This window comes from Kribbella sp. VKM Ac-2569, assembly GCF_004216905.1.
Classification (GTDB): domain Bacteria; phylum Actinomycetota; class Actinomycetes; order Propionibacteriales; family Kribbellaceae; genus Kribbella.
On record NZ_SGXJ01000003.1, the window covers coordinates 757,165 to 783,352 of the forward strand.

General features: G+C 68.3%; 25 protein-coding genes. 8 read left to right on the forward strand and 17 right to left on the reverse strand.

Annotated elements, in window-relative coordinates:
* Positions 1–31: 31 nt before the first annotated feature.
* Complete coding sequence (locus EV649_RS23955; RefSeq protein WP_130385794.1) at positions 32–2,116, reverse strand: DNA topoisomerase IV subunit B; 2,085 nt, start codon at positions 2,114–2,116, stop codon at positions 32–34.
* Positions 2,117–2,509: 393 nt separating this feature from the next.
* On the opposite strand from EV649_RS23955, the gene EV649_RS23960 reads away from it, so the two are divergent.
* Positions 2,510–2,743, forward strand: a complete 234-nt coding sequence (locus tag EV649_RS23960) for a hypothetical protein (protein WP_130385795.1) — start codon at positions 2,510–2,512, stop codon at positions 2,741–2,743.
* A 107-nt stretch (positions 2,744–2,850) separates the two neighbouring features.
* On the opposite strand, the gene EV649_RS23965 is transcribed toward EV649_RS23960, so the two are convergent.
* Entirely contained in the window at positions 2,851–4,326 is a 1,476-nt protein-coding gene (locus EV649_RS23965) for a PLP-dependent aminotransferase family protein (protein ID WP_130385796.1), read from the reverse strand.
* A gap of 90 nt (positions 4,327–4,416) precedes the next feature.
* Here EV649_RS23965 and EV649_RS23970 point away from each other — a divergent pair, with 90 nt between their 5' ends.
* Complete coding sequence (locus EV649_RS23970) at positions 4,417–5,043, forward strand: LysE family translocator (RefSeq protein WP_130385797.1); 627 nt, start codon at positions 4,417–4,419, stop codon at positions 5,041–5,043.
* Here the strand turns inward: EV649_RS23970 and EV649_RS23975 are convergent.
* Positions 5,001–7,013: a glycogen debranching N-terminal domain-containing protein gene (locus EV649_RS23975; protein WP_130385798.1), complete on the reverse strand. Its 2,013-nt coding sequence runs from the start codon at positions 7,011–7,013 to the stop codon at positions 5,001–5,003. The two genes, EV649_RS23970 and EV649_RS23975, sit on opposite strands and share 43 nt — an antisense overlap.
* A 23-nt stretch (positions 7,014–7,036) precedes the next feature.
* On the opposite strand from EV649_RS23975, the gene EV649_RS23980 reads away from it, so the two are divergent.
* The 4 genes from EV649_RS23980 (at position 7,037) to EV649_RS23995 (ending at position 10,508) form a co-directional block, all read left to right on the forward strand.
* Entirely contained in the window at positions 7,037–7,540 is a 504-nt protein-coding gene (locus EV649_RS23980) for a DUF456 domain-containing protein (RefSeq protein WP_241998598.1), read from the forward strand.
* 143 nt (positions 7,541–7,683) lie between these two features.
* Positions 7,684–8,220, forward strand: a complete 537-nt coding sequence (locus EV649_RS23985) for a hypothetical protein (protein WP_130385799.1) — start codon at positions 7,684–7,686, stop codon at positions 8,218–8,220.
* Positions 8,221–8,307: 87 nt separating this feature from the next.
* Positions 8,308–9,009, forward strand: a complete 702-nt coding sequence (locus EV649_RS23990; RefSeq protein WP_130385800.1) for a response regulator transcription factor — start codon at positions 8,308–8,310, stop codon at positions 9,007–9,009.
* Positions 9,009–10,508 (forward strand): HAMP domain-containing sensor histidine kinase, encoded by a 1,500-nt coding sequence (locus tag EV649_RS23995; RefSeq protein WP_130385801.1) that lies wholly within the window; start codon positions 9,009–9,011, stop codon positions 10,506–10,508. The genes EV649_RS23990 and EV649_RS23995 overlap by 1 nt, the downstream gene beginning before the upstream one ends.
* On the opposite strand, the gene ppk2 is transcribed toward EV649_RS23995, so the two are convergent.
* The 3 genes from ppk2 to EV649_RS24010 all read right to left on the reverse strand — a co-directional run bounded on the left by ppk2 (position 10,491) and on the right by EV649_RS24010 (position 13,537).
* The gene (gene ppk2, locus EV649_RS24000) at positions 10,491–11,411 is read right to left on the reverse strand and encodes a polyphosphate kinase 2 (protein WP_241998600.1); all 921 of its coding nucleotides are present in this window, start codon (positions 11,409–11,411) and stop codon (positions 10,491–10,493) included. The two genes, EV649_RS23995 and ppk2, sit on opposite strands and share 18 nt — an antisense overlap.
* Positions 11,412–11,535: 124 nt before the next feature.
* Complete coding sequence (locus EV649_RS24005; protein WP_130385803.1) at positions 11,536–12,162, reverse strand: class I SAM-dependent methyltransferase; 627 nt, start codon at positions 12,160–12,162, stop codon at positions 11,536–11,538.
* Positions 12,163–12,223: 61 nt separating this feature from the next.
* Positions 12,224–13,537: an MFS transporter gene (locus tag EV649_RS24010; RefSeq protein ID WP_198682652.1), complete on the reverse strand. Its 1,314-nt coding sequence runs from the start codon at positions 13,535–13,537 to the stop codon at positions 12,224–12,226.
* 92 nt (positions 13,538–13,629) lie between these two features.
* Between EV649_RS24010 and EV649_RS24015 the strand changes: the two genes are divergently transcribed.
* The gene (locus tag EV649_RS24015) at positions 13,630–14,439 is read left to right on the forward strand and encodes a phosphotransferase (RefSeq protein WP_130385804.1); all 810 of its coding nucleotides are present in this window, start codon (positions 13,630–13,632) and stop codon (positions 14,437–14,439) included.
* Here EV649_RS24015 and EV649_RS24020 read toward each other — a convergent pair.
* Positions 14,432–15,910 (reverse strand): MFS transporter, encoded by a 1,479-nt coding sequence (locus EV649_RS24020; RefSeq protein WP_130385805.1) that lies wholly within the window; start codon positions 15,908–15,910, stop codon positions 14,432–14,434. The genes EV649_RS24015 and EV649_RS24020 overlap by 8 nt on opposite strands.
* A gap of 118 nt (positions 15,911–16,028) precedes the next feature.
* Between EV649_RS24020 and EV649_RS24025 the strand changes: the two genes are divergently transcribed.
* Entirely contained in the window at positions 16,029–16,751 is a 723-nt protein-coding gene (locus EV649_RS24025; protein ID WP_130385806.1) for a TetR/AcrR family transcriptional regulator, read from the forward strand.
* Positions 16,752–16,796: 45 nt separating this feature from the next.
* On the opposite strand, the gene EV649_RS24030 is transcribed toward EV649_RS24025, so the two are convergent.
* From EV649_RS24030 to EV649_RS24075, 10 genes are all read right to left on the reverse strand, one after another.
* Entirely contained in the window at positions 16,797–17,852 is a 1,056-nt protein-coding gene (locus tag EV649_RS24030; protein WP_130385807.1) for a Gfo/Idh/MocA family oxidoreductase, read from the reverse strand.
* A 1-nt stretch (position 17,853) separates the two neighbouring features.
* Positions 17,854–18,660 carry a TIM barrel protein gene (locus tag EV649_RS24035; protein ID WP_130385808.1) on the reverse strand — a complete coding sequence of 269 codons (807 nt, stop codon included), beginning with the start codon at positions 18,658–18,660 and terminating at the stop codon, positions 17,854–17,856.
* A gap of 35 nt (positions 18,661–18,695) precedes the next feature.
* Positions 18,696–19,850 (reverse strand): ROK family transcriptional regulator, encoded by a 1,155-nt coding sequence (locus tag EV649_RS24040; RefSeq protein WP_130385809.1) that lies wholly within the window; start codon positions 19,848–19,850, stop codon positions 18,696–18,698.
* Between the two features lie 84 nt (positions 19,851–19,934).
* Entirely contained in the window at positions 19,935–20,612 is a 678-nt protein-coding gene (gene yidC, locus EV649_RS24045) for a membrane protein insertase YidC (RefSeq protein WP_130385810.1), read from the reverse strand.
* Between the two features lie 45 nt (positions 20,613–20,657).
* Complete coding sequence (locus EV649_RS24050; RefSeq protein WP_130385811.1) at positions 20,658–20,924, reverse strand: DUF6412 domain-containing protein; 267 nt, start codon at positions 20,922–20,924, stop codon at positions 20,658–20,660.
* Positions 20,925–20,928: 4 nt separating this feature from the next.
* Complete coding sequence (locus EV649_RS24055) at positions 20,929–22,245, reverse strand: RNA polymerase sigma factor (protein ID WP_130385812.1); 1,317 nt, start codon at positions 22,243–22,245, stop codon at positions 20,929–20,931.
* A gap of 192 nt (positions 22,246–22,437) precedes the next feature.
* Entirely contained in the window at positions 22,438–23,058 is a 621-nt protein-coding gene (locus tag EV649_RS24060; protein WP_130385813.1) for an HhH-GPD-type base excision DNA repair protein, read from the reverse strand.
* 1 nt (position 23,059) lies between these two features.
* Entirely contained in the window at positions 23,060–23,488 is a 429-nt protein-coding gene (locus EV649_RS24065; protein ID WP_130385814.1) for a universal stress protein, read from the reverse strand.
* Positions 23,489–23,830: 342 nt separating this feature from the next.
* On the reverse strand, positions 23,831–25,309 hold the full coding sequence (locus tag EV649_RS24070; protein WP_130385815.1) for a glutamate--cysteine ligase: 1,479 nt from the start codon (positions 25,307–25,309) through the stop codon (positions 23,831–23,833).
* A gap of 90 nt (positions 25,310–25,399) precedes the next feature.
* A complete protein-coding gene (locus EV649_RS24075; RefSeq protein WP_130385816.1) occupies positions 25,400–26,161 on the reverse strand; it encodes an MBL fold metallo-hydrolase in 762 nt (253 codons plus the stop codon).
* Positions 26,162–26,188: the final 27 nt, after the last annotated feature.

The window sequence follows — 26,188 nt, forward strand, 5'->3', positions numbered from 1 at the left end:
CAATTGTGATGGGCTGGACGTCGGCGGCAGATCAGACGTCGATGCGGTTTTCGTCCAGGTCGTAGGCGCCTTGGACTATGAACTCCTTGCGGGGGGCTACGTCGTTGCCCATCAGGAGGTCGAAGACCTGGGCGGCGGCTTCGGCGTCGTCTACCGTGATGCGGCGGAGGGTGCGGTGCCGGGGGTCCATGGTGGTTTCGGCCAGCTGGTCGGCGTCCATTTCACCGAGACCCTTGTAGCGCTGCGGTGGCTCCTTCCAGCGGACGCCCTTCTTCATCAGTTCGGCCGTCTTCCGCTGGTACTCCGAGTCGCTGTACGTGTACAGGTACTTGTCCTGCCCCTTCTTCGGGTTCGTCAGCTCGAACCGGTGCAGCGGCGGTACGGCGGTGTAGACCCGCCCCGCCTCCACCAGCGGCCGCATGTACCGGAAGAAGAGCGTCGCGAGCAGCGTCCGGATGTGGGCGCCGTCGGAGTCGGCGTCCGCCATGAAGATGATCTTGCCGTAGCGCGCCTGCTCGAGGTCGAACGTGCGGCCCGAGCCGGCACCGACCACCTGGATGATCGACGCGCACTCGACGTTCTTCAGGACGTCGCTGACGGATGCCTTCTGCACGTTCAGGATCTTGCCGCGGATCGGCAGCAGCGCCTGGAACTCCGAGCTCCGCGCGAGCTTCGCCGTACCCAACGCCGAATCACCCTCGACGATGAACAGCTCGGACCGGTCGACGTCGTTGCTCCGGCAGTCCGCCAGCTTCGCCGGCAGCGCAGACGACTCCAGCGCGGTCTTCCGCCGCTGTAGCTCCCGGTGCTGACGCGCCGCGACGCGCGTCCGGGAAGCGGCGACGATCTTCTCCAGTACGGCGCGCGCCTGCGCCTTGTACTCCCGTTTCGTCGACGTCAGGAACGACTCGAGCTCGGACTGCACGACCTTCGCCACGATCCGCGACGCCGCCGGCGTACCCAGCACTTCCTTCGTCTGCCCGTCGAACTGCGGCTCGGCCAGCCGTACCGTCACGACCGCGGTCAGACCCTCGAGTACGTCGTCCTTGATGATCTCCTCGCCGCTCTTCAGCAGCCGGGTGCCGTCAAGTGCGTTTGTGAAACTCTTCGACAGCGCCCGCTCGAACCCGGCGACGTGGGTGCCGCCCTTCGGGGTCGCGACGATGTTCACGAACGACCGCAGCTCGGTCTCGTACCCGTCGCCCCAGCGCACCGCGATGTCGACGTCCAGGTCCCGCTCGACGTCGGTCGGCGTCATGTGGCCGGCGTCGTCGAGCATCGGCACGGTCTCGGTGAAGTGACCGGTCCCGGCCAGCCGGACGACCTCGGTCACCTTCTGGTCCGTCGCCAGGAACTCGCAGAACTCGCTGATGCCGCCGTCGTGCTTGAAGGTCTCCTCGGTGATCTCGTCGCCGCGCTCGTCGCGGATCACCAGCTCGAGCCCCGGCACCAGGAAGGACGTCTGCCGCGCCCGGGTGACCAGTTCGTCGTAGTTGAAGGCCGCGTCCTTGGTGAAGATCTGCCGGTCCGCCCAGTACCGGATCCGGGTGCCGGTGACGCCCTTCTTCGCGCGGCCCGCCTTCCGCAGTCCCTTCGCCGGGGTGAAGCCGGCCGCGGCCCCCTCGCCGTCGAACTCACCGGCGACACCGCGCCGGAAGGACGTCGTCCAGATCACGCCGCCACGGTCGACCTCGACGTCCAGCCGCGCGGACAGCGCATTCACCACCGACGCGCCGACACCGTGCAGACCACCGGACGCGTTGTACGACCCGCCGCCGAACTTGCCGCCGGCGTGCAGCTTGGTGAACACGACCTCGACACCGCTGAGCTTGGTCTTCGGCTCGATATCGACCGGGATCCCGCGCGCGCGGTCCACAACCTCGACCGAACCGTCCTTGTGGAGCACCACGTCGATCCGCTCGCCGTGCCCGGCCAAGGCCTCGTCGACGGCGTTGTCGATGATCTCCCACAGGCAGTGCATCAGGCCGCGGCTGTCGGTGGACCCGATGTACATACCGGGCCGCTTCCGGACCGCCTCGAGACCTTCGAGGACGAGCAGATGGCGGGCGTTGTACGCCGGGTCGATCTCGGTACTGCGAGGCGTCGGGGCGGCCACAGGGCTCCTTCACTGGATTGCCACACTTACACACCGCAGCTTATGCGGCCGCACCCCCAAATCGTGGCAGGCGGGGCCTGTGACGACTGGCGGGTGGGTACCGGAGACAGGCAACGAGACAGGTATCGATCCGGACTCGATTAAGAGTGGCGTACGACACTCCGAACCCGAGCAGACGGTGACGGGTTCATGGCGCACAGTGAGAGAAGAAGCACCCCGCCTCCGTGTCTCACCAGAAAAACGCCCGCCGACGAAACGATTCCGCGTCAGCAAGCGTCATACGAAGACAGGTGGTTCGTCTCACATACGGACACGTTGTCCCCACCGGGAAGCGATCCACGTGTCAGGATGTTGCTATCTGGTGAGTACGGAACTAGATGAGATGAGGCCTCAATGACTACAGCACTCGCCCCGAGTTCGGCGCTGTCTGCCGCGGATCGTTGTGACCGCTGCGGTGCGCAGGCCTACGTCCGAGTCACCCTGACCAGCGGTGGGGAGCTACTTTTCTGCGCCCACCACGGCCGCGAGCACTCGGAGAAGCTGCGCGACATCGCGATCACCATCCACGACGAGACCGGTCGGCTCGAAGCCACCCCCACCACGGTCGCCGTAGACGACGAGCGGTGACCCTCACGCTGTTCTAAACGCGCCAGCGCCGGCGCCAAAGTCATCACAGGCTTCGATGGCGGTTCACCCGAGGGGTGAACCGCCATCCCTCTTTTGACCCAAAAGGCTTACACGACAGGTACGCCGGGACCGGGCCCGTGTCGCCGCAGTTCCTGCCAGGCCCGCGACAGCCGCGCGACCGCATCATCAAGCACTTGCTCGGAGTAGGCGAACGGCACCCGTAGGTAGTCGTCGTGCGCACCCGACGGATCCATCGCCTGCCCGGCCACCACCTCGACGCCGTGCCGCAGCGCCACCTGTGCGAACACCCGCGCATCGGTGTCCGGCAACCGGACCCACAACGCCGACCCACCGACCGGCGACGACCATTCCCAGTCCGGAAGTCGTTCGGTCAGCAACTCCCCCATCAACTTCTTCCGCACGGTCGCCAGCCGCGCCCGTGCCGACGTCAGCTCGGTGAGCCGCGGCAGCAGCCGCGCAGTCAGTGCCTGGTCGATGACCGGACTCCCGAGGTCGGCCAGCGCCTTGTGCCGCGCCAGCCGCTCAGCAAGCGGCCGCGACGCCCGGATCCACCCGATCCGCAGTCCGCCCCACACGGCCTTCGACACCGACCCGATCGTCAGCACCTCGGCGTCGTCCGGCGCGTACGCCGCTAGCGGTGGCGGGATCTCCGGACCGGCCGGATCCCACGCGGAGTACGCGTTGTCCTCGACCACGACGACTCCGTGCCGCGCGGCCAGCTCCGCGACCTGGCGACGACGGTTCGCCGACATCAGCCGGCCGGTCGGGTTGTGGAACGTCGGCATCACGAACAGCATCGCCGGCTGATGCTCCGCGAAGGCGGCCTCGAGCAGGTCCGGCCGGATCCCGGCGTCGTCCAGCGGTACGCCGACCACTCGCCCGCCGGCCGCGCCGAACAGGTCGAAACATCCCGGCCAACTCGGCTGCTCGATGGCGACCGCGGCGCCGTTGCGCAGGTACATCTGCGTCGCCAGCGCGATCGCCTGGTGCGCGCCGGTCGTCACCACGATCTCATCGGGCGACGTCGGCAGCCCGCCCTCGGTGAAGTGTTCCGCGATCCGCTCGCGCAGTACCGGCAGACCACGCGGGTGGTACCCGACGTCGCCGAGCAGTGCGGGCAGCTCGTCGGAGGCCAGCTCGATCAGCTCCGACGACAGTTCGGGCAGCCCGGGATCCACGGCGTACGTGAGCGAGATGACCTCGCCCGGTCCGACGGTGATCCGGTGGAACAGCGACTCGCCGTACCCGGCCGGCATCTGCTTGTCCGATCGTGAACGACCACGTCCGGCCGCGCGTGCGACCGTCGTACCGCTGCCGCGCCGGCTTTCGACCAGGCCGCGGGCGCGGAGTTCGTCGTACGCCGCGACGACCGTCGAGCGACTGATCGCCAACGAGTCGGCCAGCCGTCGTTCGGCCGGGAGGCGGGCGCCGACCGGGAGCTCGGCGGAACCGATCAGGGCGCCGATCTCGTCGGCGAGCCGCCGGTACAGGCCGCCGGTGCGGGTGCTGAGCCGGTGCCCGATGAGGTCGGCCAGTGCCGACGGGTCTCCAGAACGGTCCACTTCTCCTCATATTGGCTCGGGTGGACTGCTTCTCGCGCCGCCAGGCTAGTACCGGAAGGCAGTCCAGTTCGAGAGCAGGAGTGAGAAGAGATGATGATCGGTCAGCTGCTGGGGTTCACCGGCGCGACGGTGGTGCTGGTCGGGATGCCGGGGCCGAACAACCTGTACATCTCGCTCCGCAGCCTCACCCAGGGCCGCCGCGCAGGCGTCGTCTCGGCGCTGGCCATCGAGACCGGCACGCTCGTCTACATCGTCGTGACCGCGCTCGGTCTCGCCACCCTCGTGCAGGCGTCGCCCACGCTCTTCACGGCGATCACCGTCGCCGGGGCGCTCTACCTCGCGTACCTCGGCCTCAAGCTGCTCAAGGCTCCCGCGAGCGACCACGCAGCCGATATTCAGGCCGCGCCGCTCGGCCGCGTGTTCCGCGACGGCGTCGTGGTCAACCTGCTCAACCCGAAGGCCGCGCTGTTCTTCCTCGCGTTCCTGCCGCAGTTCGCGACCCGCGGCGCGGATCCCGCCCAGCTCCGCTCCGAACTCCTGGTGCTCGGCGTCGGCGCCTTGCTGATCGGCCTCACCCTCGACCTCTGCTACGCGGTCGGCGCCGACGCCGTCGGTCGCCGCTTCCGCTCGGTCCGTACATCGAGCCGCCGCCGCAACCTGATCGTCGCTGCGATCTACCTCGGGCTGTCGGCGTTCGCGCTGATCACGGCACTCTGAGGACCTTCCACAACCACCACGGAGCCGTTCTCGAACCGGAGCGACAACGTCTCGCCGCCGACCCGCAGCCCGTCGAGTTCGAGCACCTGCCAAGGCACCGAGTCAGCGGGATTGATCGTCAGCGTGCCGCCGGGTACGTCGGGCTCGATACCGAACGCGGCCACCAGGACGGCGACCGCCGAGGCCGCCGCCCACGCCTGCGGGCGGCACGAGAGCGGGTACGGCGTCGGCGCACGCTCCGCGCCCGTCCCGCGTCCGCCGTACAACTCCGGCAGGCGATAGCCGAACGCCTCCGCAGCACGGACCAGACCCTCGACGTACGACGACGCCACGTCGGACTGACCGCTCGCGAAGAGGCCTTGGACGGTCATCGCGGTGTCGTGCGGCCACACGCTGCCGGTGTGGTAGCCGAGTGGGTTGAAGCGGGTCATCGTGGTGGACAGCGTCCGCAGCCCGAAGCCACTGTTCAGGTCCTCGCCGGCCAGCACGTCGGCGACCGTCTGCTCCTCGTCCGCGTCGAGCAGCCCCGTGCCGAGCAGGTGGCCCATGTTCGAGGCACGGCCGGCGACCGGGTTCTTCGCGCCGTCGAGCGCGATCGCCGGGTAGCCGTCGACCCAGAACGCCTCGCGGAAGCGTTCCTGCAGCGCGGTCGCCCAGGTCCGCCACTCGTCGCCGGACTCGCCGTGCGCATCGAGCAGCTCGGCGCCCTGCACGGCAGCGGCGTACGCGTATCCCTGCACCTCGCACAGCGCGATCGGCGCCGTCGCCAGCGTCCCGTCCGGCCATTGCACCGCGTCGTTGGAGTCCTTCCAGCCCTGGTTCGCGAGCCCGTGGCCCGACTCGTCGACGTACTCGAGGAAGCCGTCGTCGTCCGGGTCGGCGTACTCCTTCAGCCAGGTGAGGGCGCGCTTCAGGTTCGGCAGCAGGTCGCGGACCTCGTCGGCGGGCATGCCCCAGCGCCACGCCTTGTGCAGCGTCATGATCCACAGCTGGGTGGCGTCGTGCGTGCCGTAGTACACGGCCGGGAGAACCAGGCCGCCGCCGTGGTCGGCGACCTCGGCGCGTAGCTCGTGCGGGATCTTGCCCGGTTGTTCGGCGGACCCGGTGTCGACCTTGGTGCCTTGCCGCGCGGCGAGCGCACGCAGCGTGCCCGCGGCGAGCGTGGGGTCGACGGGGATCAGCATGCCCGACGAGATGAGTGAGTCGCGGCCGAAGAGCGTGAGGTACCAAGGCGGACCGGCGCCTAGGTAGCGGTCGTTGTCGGCGGCGAGCTGGAGCGCGCGGACGTCCTCCAGCGAACGGTCCAGCCAGCGTTCGACGCGTTTGTCGTCACAACGGACACTGACGTCGTACGGCGTGCGCTCGGCCGGCGGCTCGATCGAGAAGCCGGTGTTCGACTTCGGGAAGTCGGCCGTCACGCGCACGGTGATGGTGAACTCCTCCCCCGGCTCGACGCGCGGTGTGGCCGACACGCCCGGGTCGGCGGTGACGACGACGCGGGTGTCGTCGCTCTCCCAGCGCGTACGTCCGGGGCCGTCCGGGAGCGGAGCGAGTTGCGGCAGGCTGGTGGCGGCGCCGCTGCGGACCGCGGCCGTGCCCGCGAGGTCGGTGCCGAGGGCAACGTCCAGCCGACCCTCGATCGCCGACCGGGAGCGGTTCACGAGGGTGATGCGCTCGGTGAGACCTTCGGAGTCGACGGTCCGGGTCCGGTACAGCATCACGGTCGGGTCGTGCCGGGTGTCGCCGAGTCCCTCGACCATCGCGACGTACTGATGGGTGGCCGCGTCCCGCTCGTCGACATGCACCGGGAGCGGTTCGCGTCCGTCGACCGTCACGCTCAGGTGGGACAGGATCCGGCGGTCCCGGGCGTACACGCCCTCGGAGCCGGAACCCGTCAGCTGACCGGACCTGGGCGACAGGACCACCCAAGGGGCGGCGAGGGCGGTGACGAGTTCGTGTAACGGGGACATGTCTCCACCCTAAAGGTGCGCCGATGCGAGAGAGTGTGGGTATGGAGACAGGGGTGACCGTACTGGTCGGGATCGCGATCTTCGTCGGGATCGTGGGCATCGTCGTACCGATCCTGCCCGGGGCGATCCTGAGTCTGGCGGCGATCCTGGTCTGGGCGATCGTCGAGCGCAGCGCGATCGGCTGGGTGGTGTTCGCGATCGCCGTGGTCCTGATCGGTGCGAGTCAGGTGGTGAAGTACGTCGTACCGGAGCGGCGGCTCCGGGAGGCCGGCGTACCGCGGCGGTCGATGATCATCGGCGTCCTGCTCGGCATCGTCGGGTTCTTCGTCATCCCGGTGGTCGGGATGTTCGTCGGCTTCCCGATCGGCGTCTACCTGTCCGAGTTGCAGCGCCAGCGTGACCATGCCGCGGCCTGGACCTCGACCAAGCACGCGCTGCGCCAGACCGGCGTCTCCATCCTGATCGAGCTAGTCGGCACCTCCCTCGCCGCCGCTGTTTGGCTCATCGCCGTGCTGTTCATCGTGTGAACTGCCAGGGACCTTCCAGGGTTCTCAGGTGATTGCCAGGTTGTTCTTATCCGCAGTGGAGGTTCGTCCAAGCTCCACGCGGCACCGTGGGAAGCAACAGTGCCGGGTGACGTCCCGGCACGTAGTACGGAAGGCACAGCAGGATGAAGCTCTCACAGAAGCGATGGCGGCTGCTCGGCACCGTGGCCGCCGTGGCCGTGACCACCACGGCCGGCGGGGTCGCTTGGGCCACGAGCAACGCGGATCCGACGCCGTCGCCGTCGGCCTCCCCCTCCAGTCCGTCGACGCCCGGGCAACAAGAGAAGCCGGACAGACCGGGCAAGGGCGGATTCGGGCCGCGGGGCGAGTTCGGGCTCGGCGCGGCGCTGCACGGCGAGTTCGTCGTACCGAAGGACGGCGGCGGGTACCAGACCGTCGCGACCCAGCGCGGCGAGGTCACCGCGGTCAGCAAGGAATCGATCACCGTGAAGAGCGCGGACGGGTACAGCCGCACCTACACACTCACCGAGGACACGCTGGTGAACGCGGCCCGCGACGGCATCGACGACGTGAAGACCGGGAACACCGTGACCGTCACGGCCGTGGTCACCGACGGCAAGGCGACCGCCAGCTCGGTGAACGACGGGACCGTCCGCGACGCGGCGGGCCAGAAGTGGGGTTTCAAGCACGGTCCACGCTGAGCCTGCTCTGAGCAGGCGCGGACGACTCACAGGTGATTGCCAGGAACCTTCCAGGGTTCGCATGGGAACCACCGGCACACTGAGACCATGAGTCCGCATCTGCTGGTTGTCGACGACGAGCCGAACATCGTCGAGCTCCTGTCCGCGAGCCTGCGTTTCGCCGGGTACGACGTGACCACGGCGACTCACGGCGCCGAGGCGCTGCGCAAGGCGCGGGACGTGGAGCCGGACCTGGTCGTGCTCGACGTCATGATGCCCGGGCTGGACGGCTTCGAGGTCGTACGCCGGTTGCGCGGTGAGGATCGGCACGTGCCGGTGCTGTTCCTCACCGCCCGGGACGCGGTCGAGGACAAGGTGCTCGGTCTGCAGACCGGCGGCGACGACTACGTCACGAAACCGTTCAGCCTGGACGAGCTGGTCGCCCGTGTCCGTGCGCTGCTCCGCCGTTCCGGTCATCGCGAACAGACCACGACCGAGGCCGCCGTACTGCGCTATGCGGATCTGGAACTGAACGAGGACAGCTACGAGGTCTTCAAGTCCGGTCAGGCCGTGCAACTGTCGTTGACCGAGTTCAAACTGCTGCGATGCCTGCTAGAGAACGCCGAGCGGGTGATGTCGAAAGGCCAGATTCTGTCCGCGGTCTGGAACTACGACTTCGCCGGGGACGCCGGCGTGGTCGAGTCGTACATGTCCTACCTGCGCCGTAAGGTCGATACCGGCGATCAGAAGCTGCTCCACACCGTCCGCGGGGTCGGCTACGTCCTGCGTACTCCGCGAGGCCCCAACTGATGCAACTGAACCACCGGCGGTTCGCCGACCGGTACCCGCTCCGCGTCACCATCGTCGTGGTCCTGCTGGCGCTGGTCGCGCTCGCGCTGGCCGCCTCCGGTGTGCTGGCGACGACGATCATGCGCGGCTACCTGACCGACCGCGTCGACGAGCAACTGCAGCAGTCCGCCATGCCGCTGTCGCACGTCCCGTCGGATCGGCGTCCGTTGCCTCCCGGCGTCGGTGGTGCGGCGCGTCGGCAGCTACCGAGCGAGTTCGTGGTGCAGTTCAACGACTCCGAAGGTACGAGCGACAAGGGGCCGGTCGGGTCGCCGCTCGCCGAGACCGAGCCGCTGCCGAACCTGCCGATGCTCAACCTCAACCAGGTGCGGAACCTGGCCGGGAAGCCGTTCCAGGTCGACGCACAGTCCGGCGGAGCGACGTGGCGGGTGCTCGCGGTGCCTACCGACGACGGGAAGGGCTCCGTCATCGTGGCGCTGAGCCTGAAGGAGATGGACCACACGATCCAGCGGCTGGTGGGGATCCAGGTCGCGGCCGGGGTGATCCTGCTGGTGTTGCTGGCCGGCGTCGGGACTTACGTCGTACGGCGAAGTCTGCGCGGACTCGAGGATGTGGAGCACACCGCGGTCGCGATCGCCGGCGGGGATCTGAGCCAACGGGTGCCGCAGCGGGACCCGCGGACCGAGGTCGGACGGTTGTCGCTGGCGCTGAACCAGATGCTCGGGCAGATCGAGACCGCGTTCGCGCAACGCACCGCGTCGGAGTTCACGGCGCGGCGGAGTGAGGATGCTGCGAGGCAGTCGGAGGAAGCCGCTCGGCAGTCCGAGGAGCGGATGCGGCGCTTCGTGGCGGACGCTTCGCATGAGTTGCGTACGCCGTTGACGTCGATCCGGGGGTTCGCGGAGCTGGCCCGGCACCGGGGAGACGTGACAGACGCCGACACGATGCGCCGGATCGAGGACGAGGCCAAGCGGATGGGGCTGCTCGTCGACGACCTGTTGCTGCTCGCGCGGCTGGATCAGCAGCGCCCGTTGCGTTCGGAGTCCGTCGATCTGCTTCCGATCGCGGCCGACGCACTGCACAACGCGCAAGCCGTGCAGCCCGACCGCCACATCTCGCTGACGATCCTGCCCGACTCGGAAGCGCCGGTGGTCTCCGGTGACGAGGCACGTCTGCGGCAGGTGCTCGGAAACCTGGTCAGCAACGCCCTCCACTACACCCCCGTCGACGCACCCATCACCGTCTCCGTCGGCACCCGCGGCTCCGAAGCCATCCTCGAAGTCAGCGACACCGGCCCCGGCCTCACCGACGAACAGAAGGCCCGCATCTTCGAACGCTTCTACCGAGTGGACACCGCCCGAACCCGCTCCACCGGCGGCTCCGGCCTAGGCCTCTCCATAGTCGCCGCCCTGGTAGCCGCCCACCACGGCCACGTAACCACCACCGACGCCCACCCCCACGGCGCCACCTTCACCGTCCACCTACCTCTCAGCACGTAGGTCCGGGAAGGTGCGGGTGGCGGATTCGCCGTGTTCTAGGACTTGGGCTGCGGGGCCGAGGATTTGGGGGTCGGGGTGGCCTACTAGGTCCTCGTCCTTGTCGGTGTAGTTGTAGAGGGAGAGGACGTGGCGCATGGCTTCCAGGCGGGCGCGTTTCTTGTCGTTGCTTTTGACAACGGTCCACGGGGCGTGGGGCGTGTCGGTGTAGTGGAACATCGCCTCCTTGGCCTCGGTGTACGCCTGCCACTTGTCGAGGGACGCGAGGTCGGTGGGTGAGAGTTTCCACTGCCGGACCGGGTCGATCTGCCGGATCGTGAACCGGGTCTGCTGTTCGGCCTGCGACACCGAGAACCACAGTTTCACCAGCAGGATCCCCGACCGCACCAGCATCCGTTCGAACTCGGGCGTCTGCCGCATGAACTCCTCGTACTGCTCCTGGTCGCAGTACCCCATCACGTGCTCGACGCACGCGCGGTTGTACCAGGAGCGGTCGAACAATGTCATCTCACCAGCCGCCGGCAGATGCGCGACGTACCGCTGGAAGTACCACTGGGTCTGCTCGCGCTCGGTCGGCTTCTCCAGCGCGACGATGCTCGCCCCGCGCGGATTGAGGTGCTCCATGAACCGCTTGATCGTCCCGCCCTTACCGGCCGCGTCACGACCCTCGAACACGATCACGAGCCGCTGCTTCGACCGCTTCACCCAGTACTGCAGCTTCAGCAACTCGATCTGCAACAGCCGTTTGTCCCGGTCGTAGACCTCCCGCGCCAGCCGCTCGCCGTACGGATAACCCTCGCGCCAGGTATCCACCGGCGTACCGTCGGCCCGCAGCAACACCGGGTCGTCGTCCTCCTCGTCCAGCACACGAAAGCCGAGCTCTTGCACCAGATCAGGCCCACTCATCGACGTCCTCGCTTCGCTCCGGGCGCCGATGAGGCACGAGGTGTCCTGTGCCATTTGATGACCTCGCTTCGCTCGCTCATGAGCACAGACTCAGCCCCGAGGATGACGCCCAGGTGAACAAGCCTCAGTGACGGCGCAGCTTGACCGTACAGTCGCGGCGATTAATCGGTACGCCGTCACGCAGCACCTGCGCCCGGTCGTGGACGCGACTGACCAGCGTCTCCCACTCGCCGTCAGGAAGCGCCAGGCTCTCGATCACCTCGTCGGGTTCCGGGAAGTGAATGTCGGGGTGCGGATTGTGCTCGCCGGGCGGGAAGCCCAGGTGGCCCTCGATCAGCAGTACGCCGCCTCGCGCGACAGCCGCCGCTGCGCTACGCAGGATTGCGTCGCGCGCCAGTTCGGTCTTGGAGTGCAGGAACTGCGCGGACACCAGGTCGAACTCCCCGTCCGGGAACGACTTCCCCAACTCGTGCTGCTGCCAATCGATCCGGTCGCGGACCCCGGCGGCCTTCGCATGCTCGGCTGCCCGACCCAGCGCGACCGTCGAGATATCAACAGCCGTCACCGTCCAGCCCTGCCGAGCGAGCCAGATCGCGTCGGCCCCTTCGCCGCAGCCGAGGTCGAGCGCCCGGCCCGGCGTCAGGCCGGACACCTCGTCGACGAAGGCGACGTTCGGCTTGCCGCTCCAGATCTGCTCGTGCTCGGTGTAGAACGCGTTCCAGTGCTCGTCAGGGAGCTGTTCGGTGGTCATGGACCGATGGTGCGCGAACCCACCGCCGCACGGCAAACAATGTTGCCGGATTGGCAATCACCTAGCTGTCGCGGACCGGCAGCGGCTCGGCCTTCCCGACCACGAACGCGTACGTCAGCGCGCCGATCACCGCCACCACCCCCGCGACGGCGAACGACGGCAGGTACGACCCGTGGTAGATGTCGAGCAGCAGGCCGAAGACGTACGGGCTGATGATCCCCGCGATGTTCGACGCGAAGTTCTGGATGCCCCCGATCGACGCCACGTGCCGCGACGACGGCGCTACGTCGCCCGGCAACGACCAGATCCCGGTCGCCGCGATCGCCAGGCTCGCGTACGAGATCGCCAGGAACAGCAACGCGACGTACACCGACTTCGCCGGTGCCGCGAACACGATCGCCGCACCGCCGAGCAGCCCGCCGACCATCACGGTCTTCCGCACCCGCGTCACGTCCGCGCCCGCGCGGATCCGCCGGTCGGCGACGATGCCGGCGATCCAGCCGCCGGCGATCGCGGTGATTCCGGGCAGTGTGCCGAGCGTCCCGAGCTCCTTCAAGTCGAGCCCGCGGGCGTCCTTCAGGTACGACGGGAACCAGGTGAGGAAGAAGTAGATGACGAAGTTCAGGCAGAAGAAGCCGAGCATCATCCCGCGGATCGTCCGGTACCGGAACAGGTCCCGCCAGCGCACCTGCGCCGCGGCCTCGGAGTCGTTCTCGTCGAGCCGCGCACCGTTCGACACGATGTACTCGCGTTCCTCGGCGTTCGCATGCCTGTGCTCCATCGGATCGCGGTAGTACCAGTACCAGACCGCAGCGAGCATGATCCCGAGCACGCCGAGGACGACGAACGAGAAATGCCAGCTCACCAGGGCGATCAGCGCGGTCACGACCGGCAGCGACAGCACCGTCCCGACCCGCGAACCCGAGTCGATCACCGCGCTCGCGAACGCCCGCTCGTGCGCCGGAAACCACCGCGACGCGGCCTTGGTCGCACTCGGGTACGCCGGAGCCTCCCCCGCTCCGAGCGCGAACCGGAACGCGAACAACGACCAGAACCCACGTGCCAGCGGCGTCAACGCGGTGACGATGCTCCACCACAGCACGGCGAACGTGAACGCCTTCCGCGAGCCCACCTTGTCGGCGAACCAGCCCGCCGCGAGCATCGCCCCGTCGTACGCCCAGAAGAACGCGCCGAGGATCAGGCCCTTCTCGGCGTTGCTGAGGTCGAGGTGCAGGTCGTCCTCGATGAACGGCAGCGCGACGCTGAGGTTCGCGCGATCCAGGTAATTCAGTGAGAGCCCGACGAACGCGAGCCCTAGGATCAGGTACCTCGTACGGCTGGCTCCTGGTGGAGCTTTCACAGAGGTGGCGGTCACTGTGCGCCTCCGATCGAGTGCGGATCGTGGCACGCTACCGCGCACATCTTCTTTGTGCAGACAAACGTTTCATCCAGCGGAATGAGGCTTGAGTGATCGAGGACGGCGAGGAGATCCCGCTGCTCGGCGGCGACGTGACCGAGGGTCTGGTGCGCGTCGGCGACACGGTACGGCGGCCACCCGGGGAACGCGCCGAACTTGTCCAGGACGTCCTGCTGCACCTGGAGAAGGTCGGCTTCGACGGCGCACCGCGGTTCCTCGGCATCGACTCGGCCGGCCGCCAGGCGCTCACGTACGTCGAGGGCGAGGTCGCAGGCCGCCCGCGACCGCCGTGGATCGCGGACGAGGAGCGGATGGTCTCGGTCGCGCGGTTGCTGCGTGCGTACGACGACGCCGTCGAGGGATTCGGCATCCCGGAGAACCTGCCCGCGCCGATCGAGCCGCCCGGCTTGCCGGACCTGAACGATCCGCCGGAGCTGGTCGGCCATCAGGACGTGACGCCGGAGAACGTGGTCTTCCGGGAAGGCCGCGCGTACGCCCTGATCGACTTCGATCTCGCCCGCCCGGTCAGCCGTGCCCGTGAGTTCGTGAACCTGATGCTGTGGTGGGCCCCACTCGGCGCCGACGCGGATCTCGACCCCGAACTCCGCGGCCTCGACCGTCCCCGCCGCAGCCGGCTCCTCGCCGACGCCTACGGCCTCTCCCCCGCCGACCGCGCCCGCACACTGGAGCTCACGATCGGTTTGAACGAGCGCGCCTGGCACACGATGAAGTACCGCGCCGACACCCTGGGCGGCGGCTGGCAGCGGATGTGGAGCGAGGGAGTCGGCGACAAGATCCGCGCACGGCAGACCTGGCTCGAGGAGAACGCCGACTCCCTCACCACCGCACTACTCAGCTGACAGCAACCTCGTCCTGGATCTGCTCCTGATCTGACGACTTCCGGTCCCGCAGCAGCACGAGGGAAAGCACGGCCGACCCGAGAACCGCCACCGCGCTCACCACGAACGTGCCTGACATCGCTTGTGCGAAAGCAGTTCGGGCGATGTCAGCCACCCCCGCGTCACCTAAAGCGAACGCCTCGCCGATCGACCGCCGCGCCTGAGCAGGCGCTGACTCGGGCATGTTCGCGGTGAAGTTGTTCGCCAGCGCCGACCCGAGGATCGCGATCCCCAACGCGGCGCCCGCCTGCTGCACGGTGTCGTTCAACGCCGATTCGACGCCGGCGTGCTCGTGCGGCACCGCTCCCATCAGCGCGGCGGTCGCCGCCGGCTGGGCCAGTCCGGCGCCCGCGCCGAACACACCCAGCGCCAGTGCGACCATCCCGAACCCGTCGTCCGCGGTGAGCGTCGACATCACCCAGAAGCCGCTGGCCAGCACCACCAACCCGGCAACGGTCATCGGCCGGTTCCCGATCTTCTGACCGAGTGTCGCCCCGACGCCGTTCACCAGGATGACCGCCACCGCCATCGGCGCCATCGCCAGACCGGTCTTCGTCGGCGAGAACCCGAGCACGAACTGCAGGTACTGCGTCAGCGCCAGAATCAACCCGCCGTTGGCGATCTGCAGCAGCACCAGCGACAGGCTGCCACCGCTGAAGTTCCGGTCACGGAAGAGTGCCAACGGCACCATCGGTACCGGAGTCCGCAGCTCCCACCCGACGAACAACGTCAGCCCGGCGACGGCGACTGCTAGCATCGGCCAGGACAGACCGTGCTCCGGCAGGTCGATGATCACCCAGACCAGCGCCACCAGTCCGACCATCGACAGCAGCGCACCGATCGGGTCCGGCTTGCGCCACGGCCCCTTCGACTCGGGCATCAGGACCACTGCCGCCGCAATCGCCAGCACCACCACCGGCACGTTGATCAGGAACACCGAGCCCCACCAGAACTTCGCGATCAACGCGCCGCCGAGCACCGGTCCGCCGATCAGCCCGACCATCAGCACCGAGCTCCAGATCGACATCGCCTTGCGGCGTTCGTCAGCGTCGAAGACCGTGATCAGCACCGACAGCGTGCTCGGCATCACGACCGCCCCGCCGACGCCCATCAGCACCCGTCCCGCGATCAGCATCTCCGGGGTCCCGGCGTACGTCGCCAGCAGGGACGCGGCGCCGAAGATCGCCAAGCCGACGATCATCACCTTCTTGCGCCCGTACCGGTCGGACAGACTGCCGGCCGTCAGCAGCAGGCCCGCGAACACCAGGATGTAGCTCGCGACGATCCACTGGATCTCCTGCGCGCTCGCACCGAGGTCCTCGGTCAGCACCGGGATCGCGACATTCAGGACGCCGTTGTCCAGCACCAGCACCATCGTGCTCAGGCAGAGCACGACCAGAATCAGCCACCTGCGCGGATGCCGAGCGGTCATCGCGCACCTCCTCGAGTCAGTTACTTGAACAGTGTTCAGCTTGCCTGAACAGTGTGCAATTGGAATTGAACGCTGGTCAAGTCCTGCACGGTGTTCAGTCATCGGCTAAGGTGAAGGCATGGCGAGCGAGGAGTACACGTCGGTCTGGACTCGGCCGAAACGCGGCCGGCGCCGGGAGCAGCCCGCGCTGACGCAGGAGCAGATCGTCGCGGAGGCGATCAAGCTGCTGGATGCCGACGGGCTGGAGGCGCTCACGATGCGCAAACTCGGCGCGGCGCTCGGCGCGGTGGCGACCGCGGTCTACTGGCACGTCGCGAACAAGGACGAGCTGCTCGAGCTCGTCGTCGACGAGGTGTACGGCGAGGTCGAGGTGCCGAGAGTCGCCGACCCGTCGGAATGGCGCCCGGCAGCAGAAGCCGCGGCGCGCAGCGTGCGCGCGATGATCGTCCGGCACCCGTGGCTCGCACCCACACTCGCCGACGTGGGCATGAACTACCTCGGGCCGAACCTGATGCGGATCTCCGATGATCTGCTCGGCACCTACCTGGCCGCCGGCTTCGAGCTGATCGAGGCGGACCGGGCCGCCAACACCGTGCTCGGCTACGTCATCGGCGTCGCGTCCGTCGAGGCAGCGACCGTCAGCAAGCTCAAGCGCACCGGCAAGGACATGGCCGCGTGGCAGGCTGAGGTCTGGCCCGCCGCGGTCCAGGCTGCCGAGCCGTACCCGCACATGCGGGCGCTGTACGCCGCCAACAGCAACACCGACCTCGAAGCAGGCGGCGAGGACAGCTTCAGCTACGGCCTCGCCAGAATCCTGGACGGGCTCGAAGCTCGCCTGTGATCCGGCCGGTTGCCCGAGGCGGAAGAGCCTCGGGCAACCGAGCGGTCAGCGGGTGATTGCGACCTCGGCGCCGCTCTTCGCGGACTCGTAGATCGCGGACAGCATGCGGGCCATCTCCAGGCCCTGTTCCGCGGTCGCGTCGGCCGGGATCTCGCCGCGGCAGATCCGCAGGAAGTGGTCGATCTGGTTCGCGAACCCGACCCGGAAGTCGAACCCGAGCGAGTCGATCTGCGGCTGGACGTGCAGCAGCGTGTCGTGCCGCTCCGTGATCATGAGCAGCTCGGGCTCGATCTCCGCGCCGCCCTTGTCACCGTGGATCCGGACGCTGATCTCGTTGCGCGCGTGCAGCGAGTACGACGTGGCCACGTCGAGGACCGCCCCGCCCTCGAAGCGGATCTGCGCGGTCGCGAAGTCCTCGACCGTGTTCGGCCGCGCCGCCGACGCGGCCTTGTACCTGGTCAGGTTCTGGATGTTGTCGCGGGCACCCAGCAGCGTGAACGTCGCACCGGACGCGGTCACCGCCTTCGGCATCCCCATCAGGTACCAGCACAGGTCGATGATGTGGACGCCGAGGTCGATCAGTGGACCGCCGCCGGAAAGCTCCACGTCACCGAACCAGCCGCCGGGATTGCCGGCCGTCCGCAGGAGCGTGGCCCGGGCCGCGTAGATGTCACCGAACTCGCCCGCGTCCAGGAACCGCTTGGTCACCAGCGCGTTCGGCGCATACCGCCGTACGTACCCGATCTGCAGTGCCTTCCCGGTCTCCTCGACCGCCTGCACCAGCGCCTCGGCCTCGGGCACCGTCACGGTCATCGGCTTCTCGACCAGGACGTCCTTGCCGGCCCGCAGTGCCGCCTCGGCGATCGGGGCGTGCAGCGTGTTCGGTACGCACACGCTCACCGCGTCGATGCTCGGGTCCGAGAAGATCTCCGCCGCGTCGCCGGTCACCCGCGCCACACCGAACTCCTCAGCGCGTGCCTTCGCCCGTTCGAGGTCCACGTCGCACACGGCGACGAGCTCGGCCTGAGGGTTCTTCTGATACGCCTTCAGGTGCTCGACGGCGATCGAGCCGAGCCCGATCACTGCAATCCGCGTCGTCATGTCATGCCACGCTTTCGGTCAGTCGGATGATGTTCGCGAGCGAGCGCTCGATGGCCGGCAGCGGCGCCTCCATGCCCTCGAACTCCAGGCTCACCGGTACGTCGGGCTTGGTCGCGACCAGTGCGAGCAGGCCCGGGAGGTCCACGTCACCGTGACCCGACACCGTGCCGAGCAGGTAGTCGCCGGCCAGCGTCTTGAGCCAGCCGTCGCCCGCCGAACGGCGGATGTGGAAGTCCTTCACCCCGATGGACGCCGCGACGTCGATCAGTCCGGCGGCGGTCTTGCCGGGCACCTCGCCGACACACAGGCCGTTGCCGAGGTCGAGCGTGACCCGGAAGTTCGGGCGGTCCACGGCGTGCACGAGCCGGGCCAGCCGGTCGCTGCCGTTCATGAAGAAGCCGTGGTTCTCGATCGTCGACACGATGCCCAGGTCCGCGGCGTGGTCGGCGACCGCGCGGCAGCCCTCGACGACCTTCTCGAACGTCGTCTCGAACTCGCCCGGGTCCTGCTCACGCCACGCCCACGGCGCGACGTCGTGCCGGAAGATGCGGGCGCCGAACCGGTGCGCGACGTCCAGCTGCCGGCGGAGACGGTCGATTTCCTCGCCGTCGGCGGTCCGCAGATCGCCGCTGACCAGGTAGTTCACGATCGGTACGCCGATCTCCTCGGCGTGCTTCGCCGTGTCACGGACGACGTTCTCGTTCTCCAGGTAGTACTCGCCGTCCATCGCGGCGACCTCGATGTGCCCGGCCGACGAGGCCGCGACCCAGTCCAGGACCGCGATCAGGTCCATCTCACCGCTCGTCATGAGCTGGCGGAAGCAATACGAGCTGACTCCTAGCTTCACTGCGTGGTCCTCTCGAGTTCTTGAGTGATGTGGGCCCACGGACTGGGGTAGCCGTGGACACCGTAGATACCTGAGCTGCACCGGTCGAACGCATTGCCGACCGCCCCGAGCACCACCGCCTCGCGCCCCAGCGCCGAGGCGACGAACGGTGGACGCTCGGGGAAGACCAGTTCCTGCTCGACCGCTGCCGCGAGCGGACGAAGCAGAGCGTCGCTGTCCTGCAAGGCCCCGCCCCGCACGACCACGACCTCGGGATCGACGACCAGCAGCACCGTCGCGATCCGCCCGGCGATCTGCGCGCAGAGGTCCTCGACCTCCGCCTGCGCGTCGGCGTCGCCGGCGGCGGCCGCACTCAGCACCTCCGCACTGGTAGGCCGCACGGACCAGATCAGCTGCCCGCGCTGCGCGTTCCGCGTCCAGCGCATGCCGCGCTGCGCGCCGAGCTCACCCGCGAGCCGGTGGCGGCCTTGCCGGATGACTCCGTTCAGGACGATCGACACGGACAGCCGATGACCGATCTGGAGATAGACGACATCGGAGTACCCACGGCCCGCGCCGCCACGTTGCTCCGCCAGCGCCGCCAGCTTGATGTCGTTGTCCACGACGATCGGCTGTTCGAGCTCCTTCGCCAGCAACTCCGCGACGGGCAGGCCGACGAGGTCCGGCATCGCCAGGCTGGCACGCAGGCGACCGTCGGCCTCGACCACGCCGGGCAGGCCTACACCAACCGCGCGGAGACGCCCGAGGTCGGTCGAGCCGGCTGCGGCGTCTAGTGCGCGTGGGATCAGTGAGAGATCGGCCTTCCGCTCGGGCGCCAGTTCGGCGTACCCGAGCCGGCGGCCGGACAGGTCGCAGATGATCGCGCGTGCCCCGCGGGGACCGAGGTCGACGCCGGCAACCAGCCCGGTCTCGCGGGCGAACCGGAAAGCACGGGCAGGTCGGCCCGGGCCGGCCGTCGCCGGGCTGGCCGCCTCGACCAGCCCGGTCTCGAGGAGATCGTCCAGGACGGCATGCACGGTCGGTCGCGACAGGCCGGTGCCCTCGCTGATCGCCCCGACCGTGCGCGCCTCGTCGGCGTCGGCGAGGAAGCGCAGACACGCGACCTGGTTCGCAGATCGCTCCGCCTGGGCGGCGCCGCGTGCAGTATCCATCGACCCCAACCCATTATGGAACCGGCTTTAATAAAGACGGTAACAGAATGGATCGCCGGAAGGCAACGGTATTGCCGGCGACGACTAGCGCTGCAGGATTGTGCGCTCGGCAACCGTCCAGGTGGTGGTTGTCAGGAGGTAGAGGCCGGCGGCGAGCGGTACGAAGGCGGCTGTCAGTAGCGTGCCGAAGGGCAGCAGTTGGGCGAGCCGGCGTGACAACGTGGTCGCCGACGAGTCCAACTGTCGTAGCTGGAGTCGTGCCGAGAACCAGGCGACCACAGCGAGTAGTACCGCGATCACGGCGTACGCCGGGGTGCCGGTGAGGATCGGCCAGTGCACGCCGAGCGGGGCGCCGAGCAGGTTGCCGCTGATGAGTTGGTTCGACTCCCCCGCCACCATGGTTCGTGAGAACAGCGTGTACATCAGCCAGAAGAACGGCAGTTGCGCGAGCGTCGGCAGGAAGCCGGCGAACAACGACGTACCGGACTCCGTCTGCAGCTTCGCCACTTCACGCTGCAGGCGCTCCGGGTTGTCGCGATGCCGCTCGGTCAACTGCTTCAGCTGCGGCATCAACTCCGCGCGGGCCTTCAGCCCGCGGTGCGCCCGCACGCTCAGCGGGACGAGGGACAGCCGTACGGCGAGGGTGCACAGCACGATCGCGATGACCGCGGCGTACGCACCGGCCAGCGGTTCGAGAGTGGCGACGAGGGACGTGAGCAAGTGATAGGCACCGGCGACCGGTGCCTCCAGAAAGGAAGGCACAGCAAAACTCCACGAGTGTGTAGGAACAGGTAGCGAGGTGGAGCGCTACTGTCCCGGTGCTCGTGGGCGTGGTCGACCGGCTGCGTCGGGATCGCGCAGCCGGAGGAACACAGTCTGCTCGGCGCGGTCCCGGACCGAGGTGGCGCGGGCGAGCAGCGGCGCGGCGGTGTGCACCGACCAACGCGCGGACGTCCGCGCGACCACAACCAGCGCCAACAGCAAAGCCGCCGCCGTAAGCACGGCGGCGGCCAGTGAAGCCGTGTCGAACACAGGGATCACCGACGCGAGCACGCCGGCGATCCACTGCGTCATGACATCAATCCAGGTAGTCGCGGAGCACCTGGGACCGCGACGGGTGCCGGAGCTTCGACATGGTCTTGGACTCGATCTGGCGGATCCGCTCGCGGGTCACGCCGTACACCTTGCCGATCTCGTCGAGCGTCTTCGGCTGGCCGTCGGTGAGACCGAACCGCATCGAGACCACGCCGGCCTCGCGCTCGGACAGCGTGTCGAGGACCGCGTGCAGCTGCTCCTGCAGCAGCGTGAACGAGACCGCCTCGGCCGGCACGATCGCCTCGGAGTCCTCGATCAGGTCACCGAACTCGGAGTCACCGTCCTCACCGAGCGGGGTGTGCAGCGAGATCGGCTCGCGACCGTACTTCTGCACCTCGATGACCTTCTCCGGGGTCATGTCGAGCTCCTTGGCGAGCTCTTCCGGAGTGGGTTCGCGACCGAGGTCCTGCAGCATCTGCCGCTGGACGCGGGCCAGCTTGTTGATGACCTCGACCATGTGCACCGGGATCCGGATGGTGCGGGCCTGGTCGGCCATCGCGCGGGTGATCGCCTGCCGGATCCACCAGGTCGCGTACGTCGAGAACTTGTAGCCCTTGGTGTAGTCGAACTTCTCGACCGCGCGGATCAGACCGAGGTTGCCCTCCTGGATCAGGTCCAGGAACAGCATGCCGCGACCCGTGTAGCGCTTGGCCAACGACACCACCAGGCGCAGGTTGGCCTCGAGCAGGTGGTTCTTGGCGCGCCGGCCGTCCTCGGAGATCCACTCGTACTCGTCGCGGACCTTCTCCTTGAGCTTGGCGGCCTCGTCGGCGATCTGCTCCTCCGCGAACAGGCCGGCCTCGATCCGCTTGGCGAGCTCGACCTCCTGCTCGGCGTTCAGCAGGGGGACCTTGCCGATCTGCTTCAGGTAGTCCTTGACCGGGTCCGCGGTGGCCCCCGCGACCATCACCTGCTGCTCGGGCTCGTCGGTCTCGTCGGCCTCGGAGACGATGAAGCCCTGGTCCTCGGTGAGCTCCTTCTCGAGTGGCTTCACCGCGTCCGGGCTGAAGTCGGCCTCGTCCACATCGTCCAGCGCGCGCGGCTTACCGGTCTTCGGGTCGATGGACAGACCCGCCTCGGACACTGCCTTCTTCGCCGGAGCCTTCTTGGCAGCGGCCTTCTTCGCGGGGATACCGTCCTCCTTGGTGCCGGCGGCCTTCGCCGCGGCCTTCTTCGCGGCCACCTTCTTGGCGGCGGGGTCGGTCACTCGAGCGCTGGTCCTCGGAGCCGTGCTACGGGCCGTGGCGGCCACGGTCCGGGCCGGCTCGGCGGGAAGATTCTCGGACGAGCTGGACGACACGAATTACCTCTCGTCTGACGCAGGGTTTGTACGACGGTACGACGTTGTGTTGCTGAGTCTTTGGGTACTGCTGTTCGCGGCTGCTCGCTGGTCAGGCGGCGGCAACAGTCCATTGTAATCCGCGAACCAAGCCCAAGCGTCGCGCGACCCCCCGCTGACATCATTTCAGGGGGGCCGCCGCCGTCGATCGTCTCACCCGTTACGGGTCTGCCGCAGTGGACGCGCCACCACCCGCTGCCGGACCATTTGCTGCTCCTGCTTGAACTGCCGCACCTTGACCAGCGACGCCACGTCGATGACGTCCGCGACCGACTTGAACGCGCCGTCCTCGCCGTACGGCTCGGAGGCCTCGCGCCAGCCGCGCGGCCGGACCTTCAACTGCTTGCCGAGCAGCGCGACGAAGATCTTCGCCTTCTGCGCACCGAACCCCGGCAGGGCCGACAGCCTGGCCAGCAGATCGTCCCCGGACTTCACGTCGGACCACAGGCCCGACGCGTTCCCGGCGTACTGGTCGTCCAGGTGCTTGGCCAGCGTCTGGATCCGGGCCGCCATCGCGGTCGGGAAGCGGTGCACGGCCGGCGGACCGGCCACCACCTCGACGAACGCGTCCGGGTCGTAGTGCGCGACCGTCTGCGGGTCGAAGGGACCGATCATCCGCTTCGAGATCGCGACCGGGCCGGCGAACGCCCGCTCCATAGGGATCTGCTGGTCGAGCAGCATGCCGACCAGCAGGGCGAACGGATCTCTGCTCAACATCTCGTCGGCGTCGGGCTGCTGCGCAAGGCACAGCTTCCTGCTGCGTGTGGAAGTCACCTCAGTCCTCCTCCCCTTCAGACAACTCAGGCTCGGCCTTCACGGCCAGCACCGGACACGGAGCATCGAGCAGCACCCGCTGCGCGTTGCTGCCGAGGATGAGCTTGCCGACCGGGGAACGGCGCCGCAGGCCGATCACGATGAACTCCGCATGCACCTGCTCGGCGACGGCCACCAGGTCCTCCGCCGGGTCCAGGCCACGCACCAGCTGCCGCACCTCGTACGGCACACCGGTCGAGTCCAACTGCTCCCGTACCTCCGTCAGAGCGGCGTCACTCGCCGCAGCCTCGTCGCTGTCGAAGCCGCGCCCACCTCGGTGCGAGTTCACCACCACCAGCTTGGCGTCCCGCAGCGTTGCCTCCTCCGCTGCGCGCCGAAGGGCCGCACGGCCTTCCGCCTTCGGCACATAACCCACGACGATGGTCGTCATCGCCCTGCCTCACCTCCGGGTGTGTGTCGACCCGTCTCGAACGATACTGCTCCCGACCGCGGTCGGCATCCGCTGCATTTGCACCTGTTGTGTCGCACCGGTGACGGAGGGCTGCCGGTGCCCGGGTCCTACCCGCGGCGGGCCCGCCTAACCTTCCGGTGGCCACACCTTTGCAGGGCTGTCACCAAAAGCGCCACCCCTGTAGTCCGGGTCGTTATCGAACTCGTCCGGAAACCGTCCATCCCGTTGCCTTGGGCAAGATCGAACGGGTTCCGCCAGAAGGACCGGGGTTCCGCGACCGCTGTCCTACGTTGTCCTGCGTACGCCGGCGTACGAACCGGTTCAGTCGACCGGCCATTCGTGCACCGGCGTGTTGTCGTGCATGTGGTCGCGGTACCTGCGGAGCATCCCGCGCAACGCGTCCTTGCGGCCGTGCGATCCCTTTGTATACAAGCGGTGGAACTCGTCGGCCTGCCACGACGCGCCGTTGCGGCCGGTCAGGCACCGCTGCTCGATGATCCCGAGCAACCGGTCCCGTACGGCGACGTCCACCCCCCACGCGTCGAGACCGCGAACCGCCAATGGTAGAAGGCGTCTGAGCACCAGCTCCGTCGCACGCGCCGTACCGACGCCGGGCCAGAACACCTCCGCCTCGATGCCGTTGCGGGCCGCGGCGTGGAAGTTCTCCTCGGCGGCGCTGAAGGACATCTGCGACCAGATCGGCCGTTCGTCGTCGGCCAGCGCGCGCACCAGCCCGAAGTAGAAAGCGCCGTTGGCAATCGTGTCGACGACGGTCGGGCCGGCCGGCAGGACCCGATTCTCCACGCGCAGATGCGGCTTCTCCCGGACAACGTCGTACACGGGCCGGTTCCAGCGATAGATCGTCCCGTTGTGCAGCCGCAACTCCGAAAGGGCCGGCGTGTCACCGCGGTCCAGGACGGCGATCGGGTCCTCGTCCGAGGTGACCGGCAACAGTGCCGGGTAGTACCGCGAGTTCTCCTCGAAGAGGTCGAAGATCGAGGTGATCCAACGTTCACCGAACCAAACCCGCGGCCGCACGCCCTGCGTCTTCAGTTCGTGGGTGCGCGTGTCGGCGGCCTGTTCGAACAACGCGATCCGGGTCTCGCGGAGCAGTTCCTTGCCGAACAGGAACGGCGAGTTGGCGCCGACCGCGAGTTGTACGCCGGAGATCGCCTGCGCCGCGTTCCAGTACCGCGGGAACGCCTCCGGTGTCACCTGGAGATGGAACTGCGTCGACGTACAGGCGGCCTCGGGGACGATGCTGTCCGCGGTGACCTGGAGCCGTTCGACGCCGTCGATGGAGATCTGCACGTCCTCGCCGCGGGCGGCGAAGATCTGGTCGTTGAGCAGCGCGTACCGCGGGTTGGTGCTGAGCGCCTCGCGGCGGATGTGCTCGGTGAGCAGCGTCGGCAGGATGCCGACGACCACCATCGACGAGCCGGTCCGGGCGGCCTTGTCCTCGGCAGCGTTCAGGCTCTCCCGGATGCTCGACTCCATGTTGTCCAGACCGAGTCCGTCGATCTGGCCGGGCGGCACGTTGATCTCGATGTTGAACTGGCCGAGCTCGGTCTGGAACGCGTCGTCCTCGATCGCGCTCAGCACCTCGGAGTTCTTGAACGCCGGGTCGCACTTCTCGTCGACCAGGTTCAGCTCGATCTCGATCCCGGTCATCGGCCGCTCGGGCGCGAACCGGTTCTCGCGCAGCATCCGCGCGAAGGCGTCCAGATTGCGGTGCACCTGTTCGCGGAACGCGGTCCGGTCCGCCCGGGTGAACTCGACCCGGTCGACTTCCTCACCCATCAGCGCCTCCCCTGGTGGCTCCCCCGCTATGACATGGCCTCAGTGTGCCTGAAGGTGCCCATCCGTGTACGGCGCAATCGCGTGGTGGACTCAGACTGGGTAGACGATGAAATGGTCGCGCTCTATCCGCACCGGAGCCTCCCCCGCCTCGGCGACGACCTCGGCCAGCTCGGTCAGTACGTCGGGATGCAGCTGCAACTCGTGCTCGTCCGGGTGCCTCGCATCCCCCATCTCGTAGTCCTGCCCCGGCGTGTTTGTCAGCTCGATGTGGGCACCCAGGACCCACTCGACCGGATTGCCGTCAGCAACAAACGCCGCGAGCCGCGCGACGCTCGCCCGGAACGCCGGCCAGTCGAACACGTACAGCCGCCCGGGGTAGAGCGAGTCGCCGCTCAGGAGCAGCCGCGTGTCCCGGTCGTAGACCGCGAGGTGCGACGCGTGGTGGCCCGGGATCGCCAGGGCGTCGAGAACTCGCCCGCCGAGGTCGAACTGCACCACACCGTTCGGCCAGTCGGCGAACCCGAAGTACGCCGCGACCTCCTCGGCGGACCGGCCGACGGGCTTGTCGAACTCGCCGTCGCCGCCGACGTGGTCGCCGTGGCCGTGGGTGTGCGCGATGACCAGCTCCCGCTCCCCCGCCAGCTCCTCGATCAGCGGGCGCAGCGGCACATGTCCGGTGCCGGTGTCGAGCAGCAGGGCGCGCTCCTCGCCGAGCAACAGGTACAGGAACGGGCCCTCGAAGTTGGTTCGGAGCGACTGGCGGATGATCGCCGTACGTTCGTCGTACCAATGAACCTGATGGTCGGGACTGGACGGATCTGTGCCGTCGTCCCAGTGGCTGGGGAAGGTCATCCGGTAATTGTCGGTGGCGGCAGGGAC

Bases quoted from the DNA above. Each gene is read 5' to 3' on its own strand.
- EV649_RS23960 (WP_130385795.1), top strand. From the start codon at position 2,510: ATGACTACAGCACTCGCCCCGAGTTCGGCGCTGTCTGCCGCGGATCGT.
- EV649_RS23970 (WP_130385797.1), top strand. From the start codon at position 4,417: ATGATGATCGGTCAGCTGCTGGGGTTCACCGGCGCGACGGTGGTGCTG.
- EV649_RS23975 (WP_130385798.1), bottom strand. From the start codon at position 7,013: ATGTCCCCGTTACACGAACTCGTCACCGCCCTCGCCGCCCCTTGGGTG.
- EV649_RS23980 (WP_241998598.1), top strand. From the start codon at position 7,037: ATGCGAGAGAGTGTGGGTATGGAGACAGGGGTGACCGTACTGGTCGGG.
- EV649_RS23985 (WP_130385799.1), top strand. From the start codon at position 7,684: ATGAAGCTCTCACAGAAGCGATGGCGGCTGCTCGGCACCGTGGCCGCC.
- EV649_RS23990 (WP_130385800.1), top strand. From the start codon at position 8,308: ATGAGTCCGCATCTGCTGGTTGTCGACGACGAGCCGAACATCGTCGAG.
- EV649_RS23995 (WP_130385801.1), top strand. From the start codon at position 9,009: ATGCAACTGAACCACCGGCGGTTCGCCGACCGGTACCCGCTCCGCGTC.
- ppk2 (WP_241998600.1), bottom strand. From the start codon at position 11,411: ATGAGTGGGCCTGATCTGGTGCAAGAGCTCGGCTTTCGTGTGCTGGAC.
- EV649_RS24005 (WP_130385803.1), bottom strand. From the start codon at position 12,162: ATGACCACCGAACAGCTCCCTGACGAGCACTGGAACGCGTTCTACACC.
- EV649_RS24020 (WP_130385805.1), bottom strand. From the start codon at position 15,910: ATGACCGCTCGGCATCCGCGCAGGTGGCTGATTCTGGTCGTGCTCTGC.
- EV649_RS24025 (WP_130385806.1), top strand. From the start codon at position 16,029: ATGGCGAGCGAGGAGTACACGTCGGTCTGGACTCGGCCGAAACGCGGC.
- EV649_RS24030 (WP_130385807.1), bottom strand. From the start codon at position 17,852: ATGACGACGCGGATTGCAGTGATCGGGCTCGGCTCGATCGCCGTCGAG.
- EV649_RS24035 (WP_130385808.1), bottom strand. From the start codon at position 18,660: ATGACGAGCGGTGAGATGGACCTGATCGCGGTCCTGGACTGGGTCGCG.
- EV649_RS24040 (WP_130385809.1), bottom strand. From the start codon at position 19,850: ATGGATACTGCACGCGGCGCCGCCCAGGCGGAGCGATCTGCGAACCAG.
- EV649_RS24050 (WP_130385811.1), bottom strand. From the start codon at position 20,924: ATGACGCAGTGGATCGCCGGCGTGCTCGCGTCGGTGATCCCTGTGTTC.
- EV649_RS24065 (WP_130385814.1), bottom strand. From the start codon at position 23,488: ATGACGACCATCGTCGTGGGTTATGTGCCGAAGGCGGAAGGCCGTGCG.
- EV649_RS24070 (WP_130385815.1), bottom strand. From the start codon at position 25,309: ATGGGTGAGGAAGTCGACCGGGTCGAGTTCACCCGGGCGGACCGGACC.
- EV649_RS24075 (WP_130385816.1), bottom strand. From the start codon at position 26,161: ATGACCTTCCCCAGCCACTGGGACGACGGCACAGATCCGTCCAGTCCC.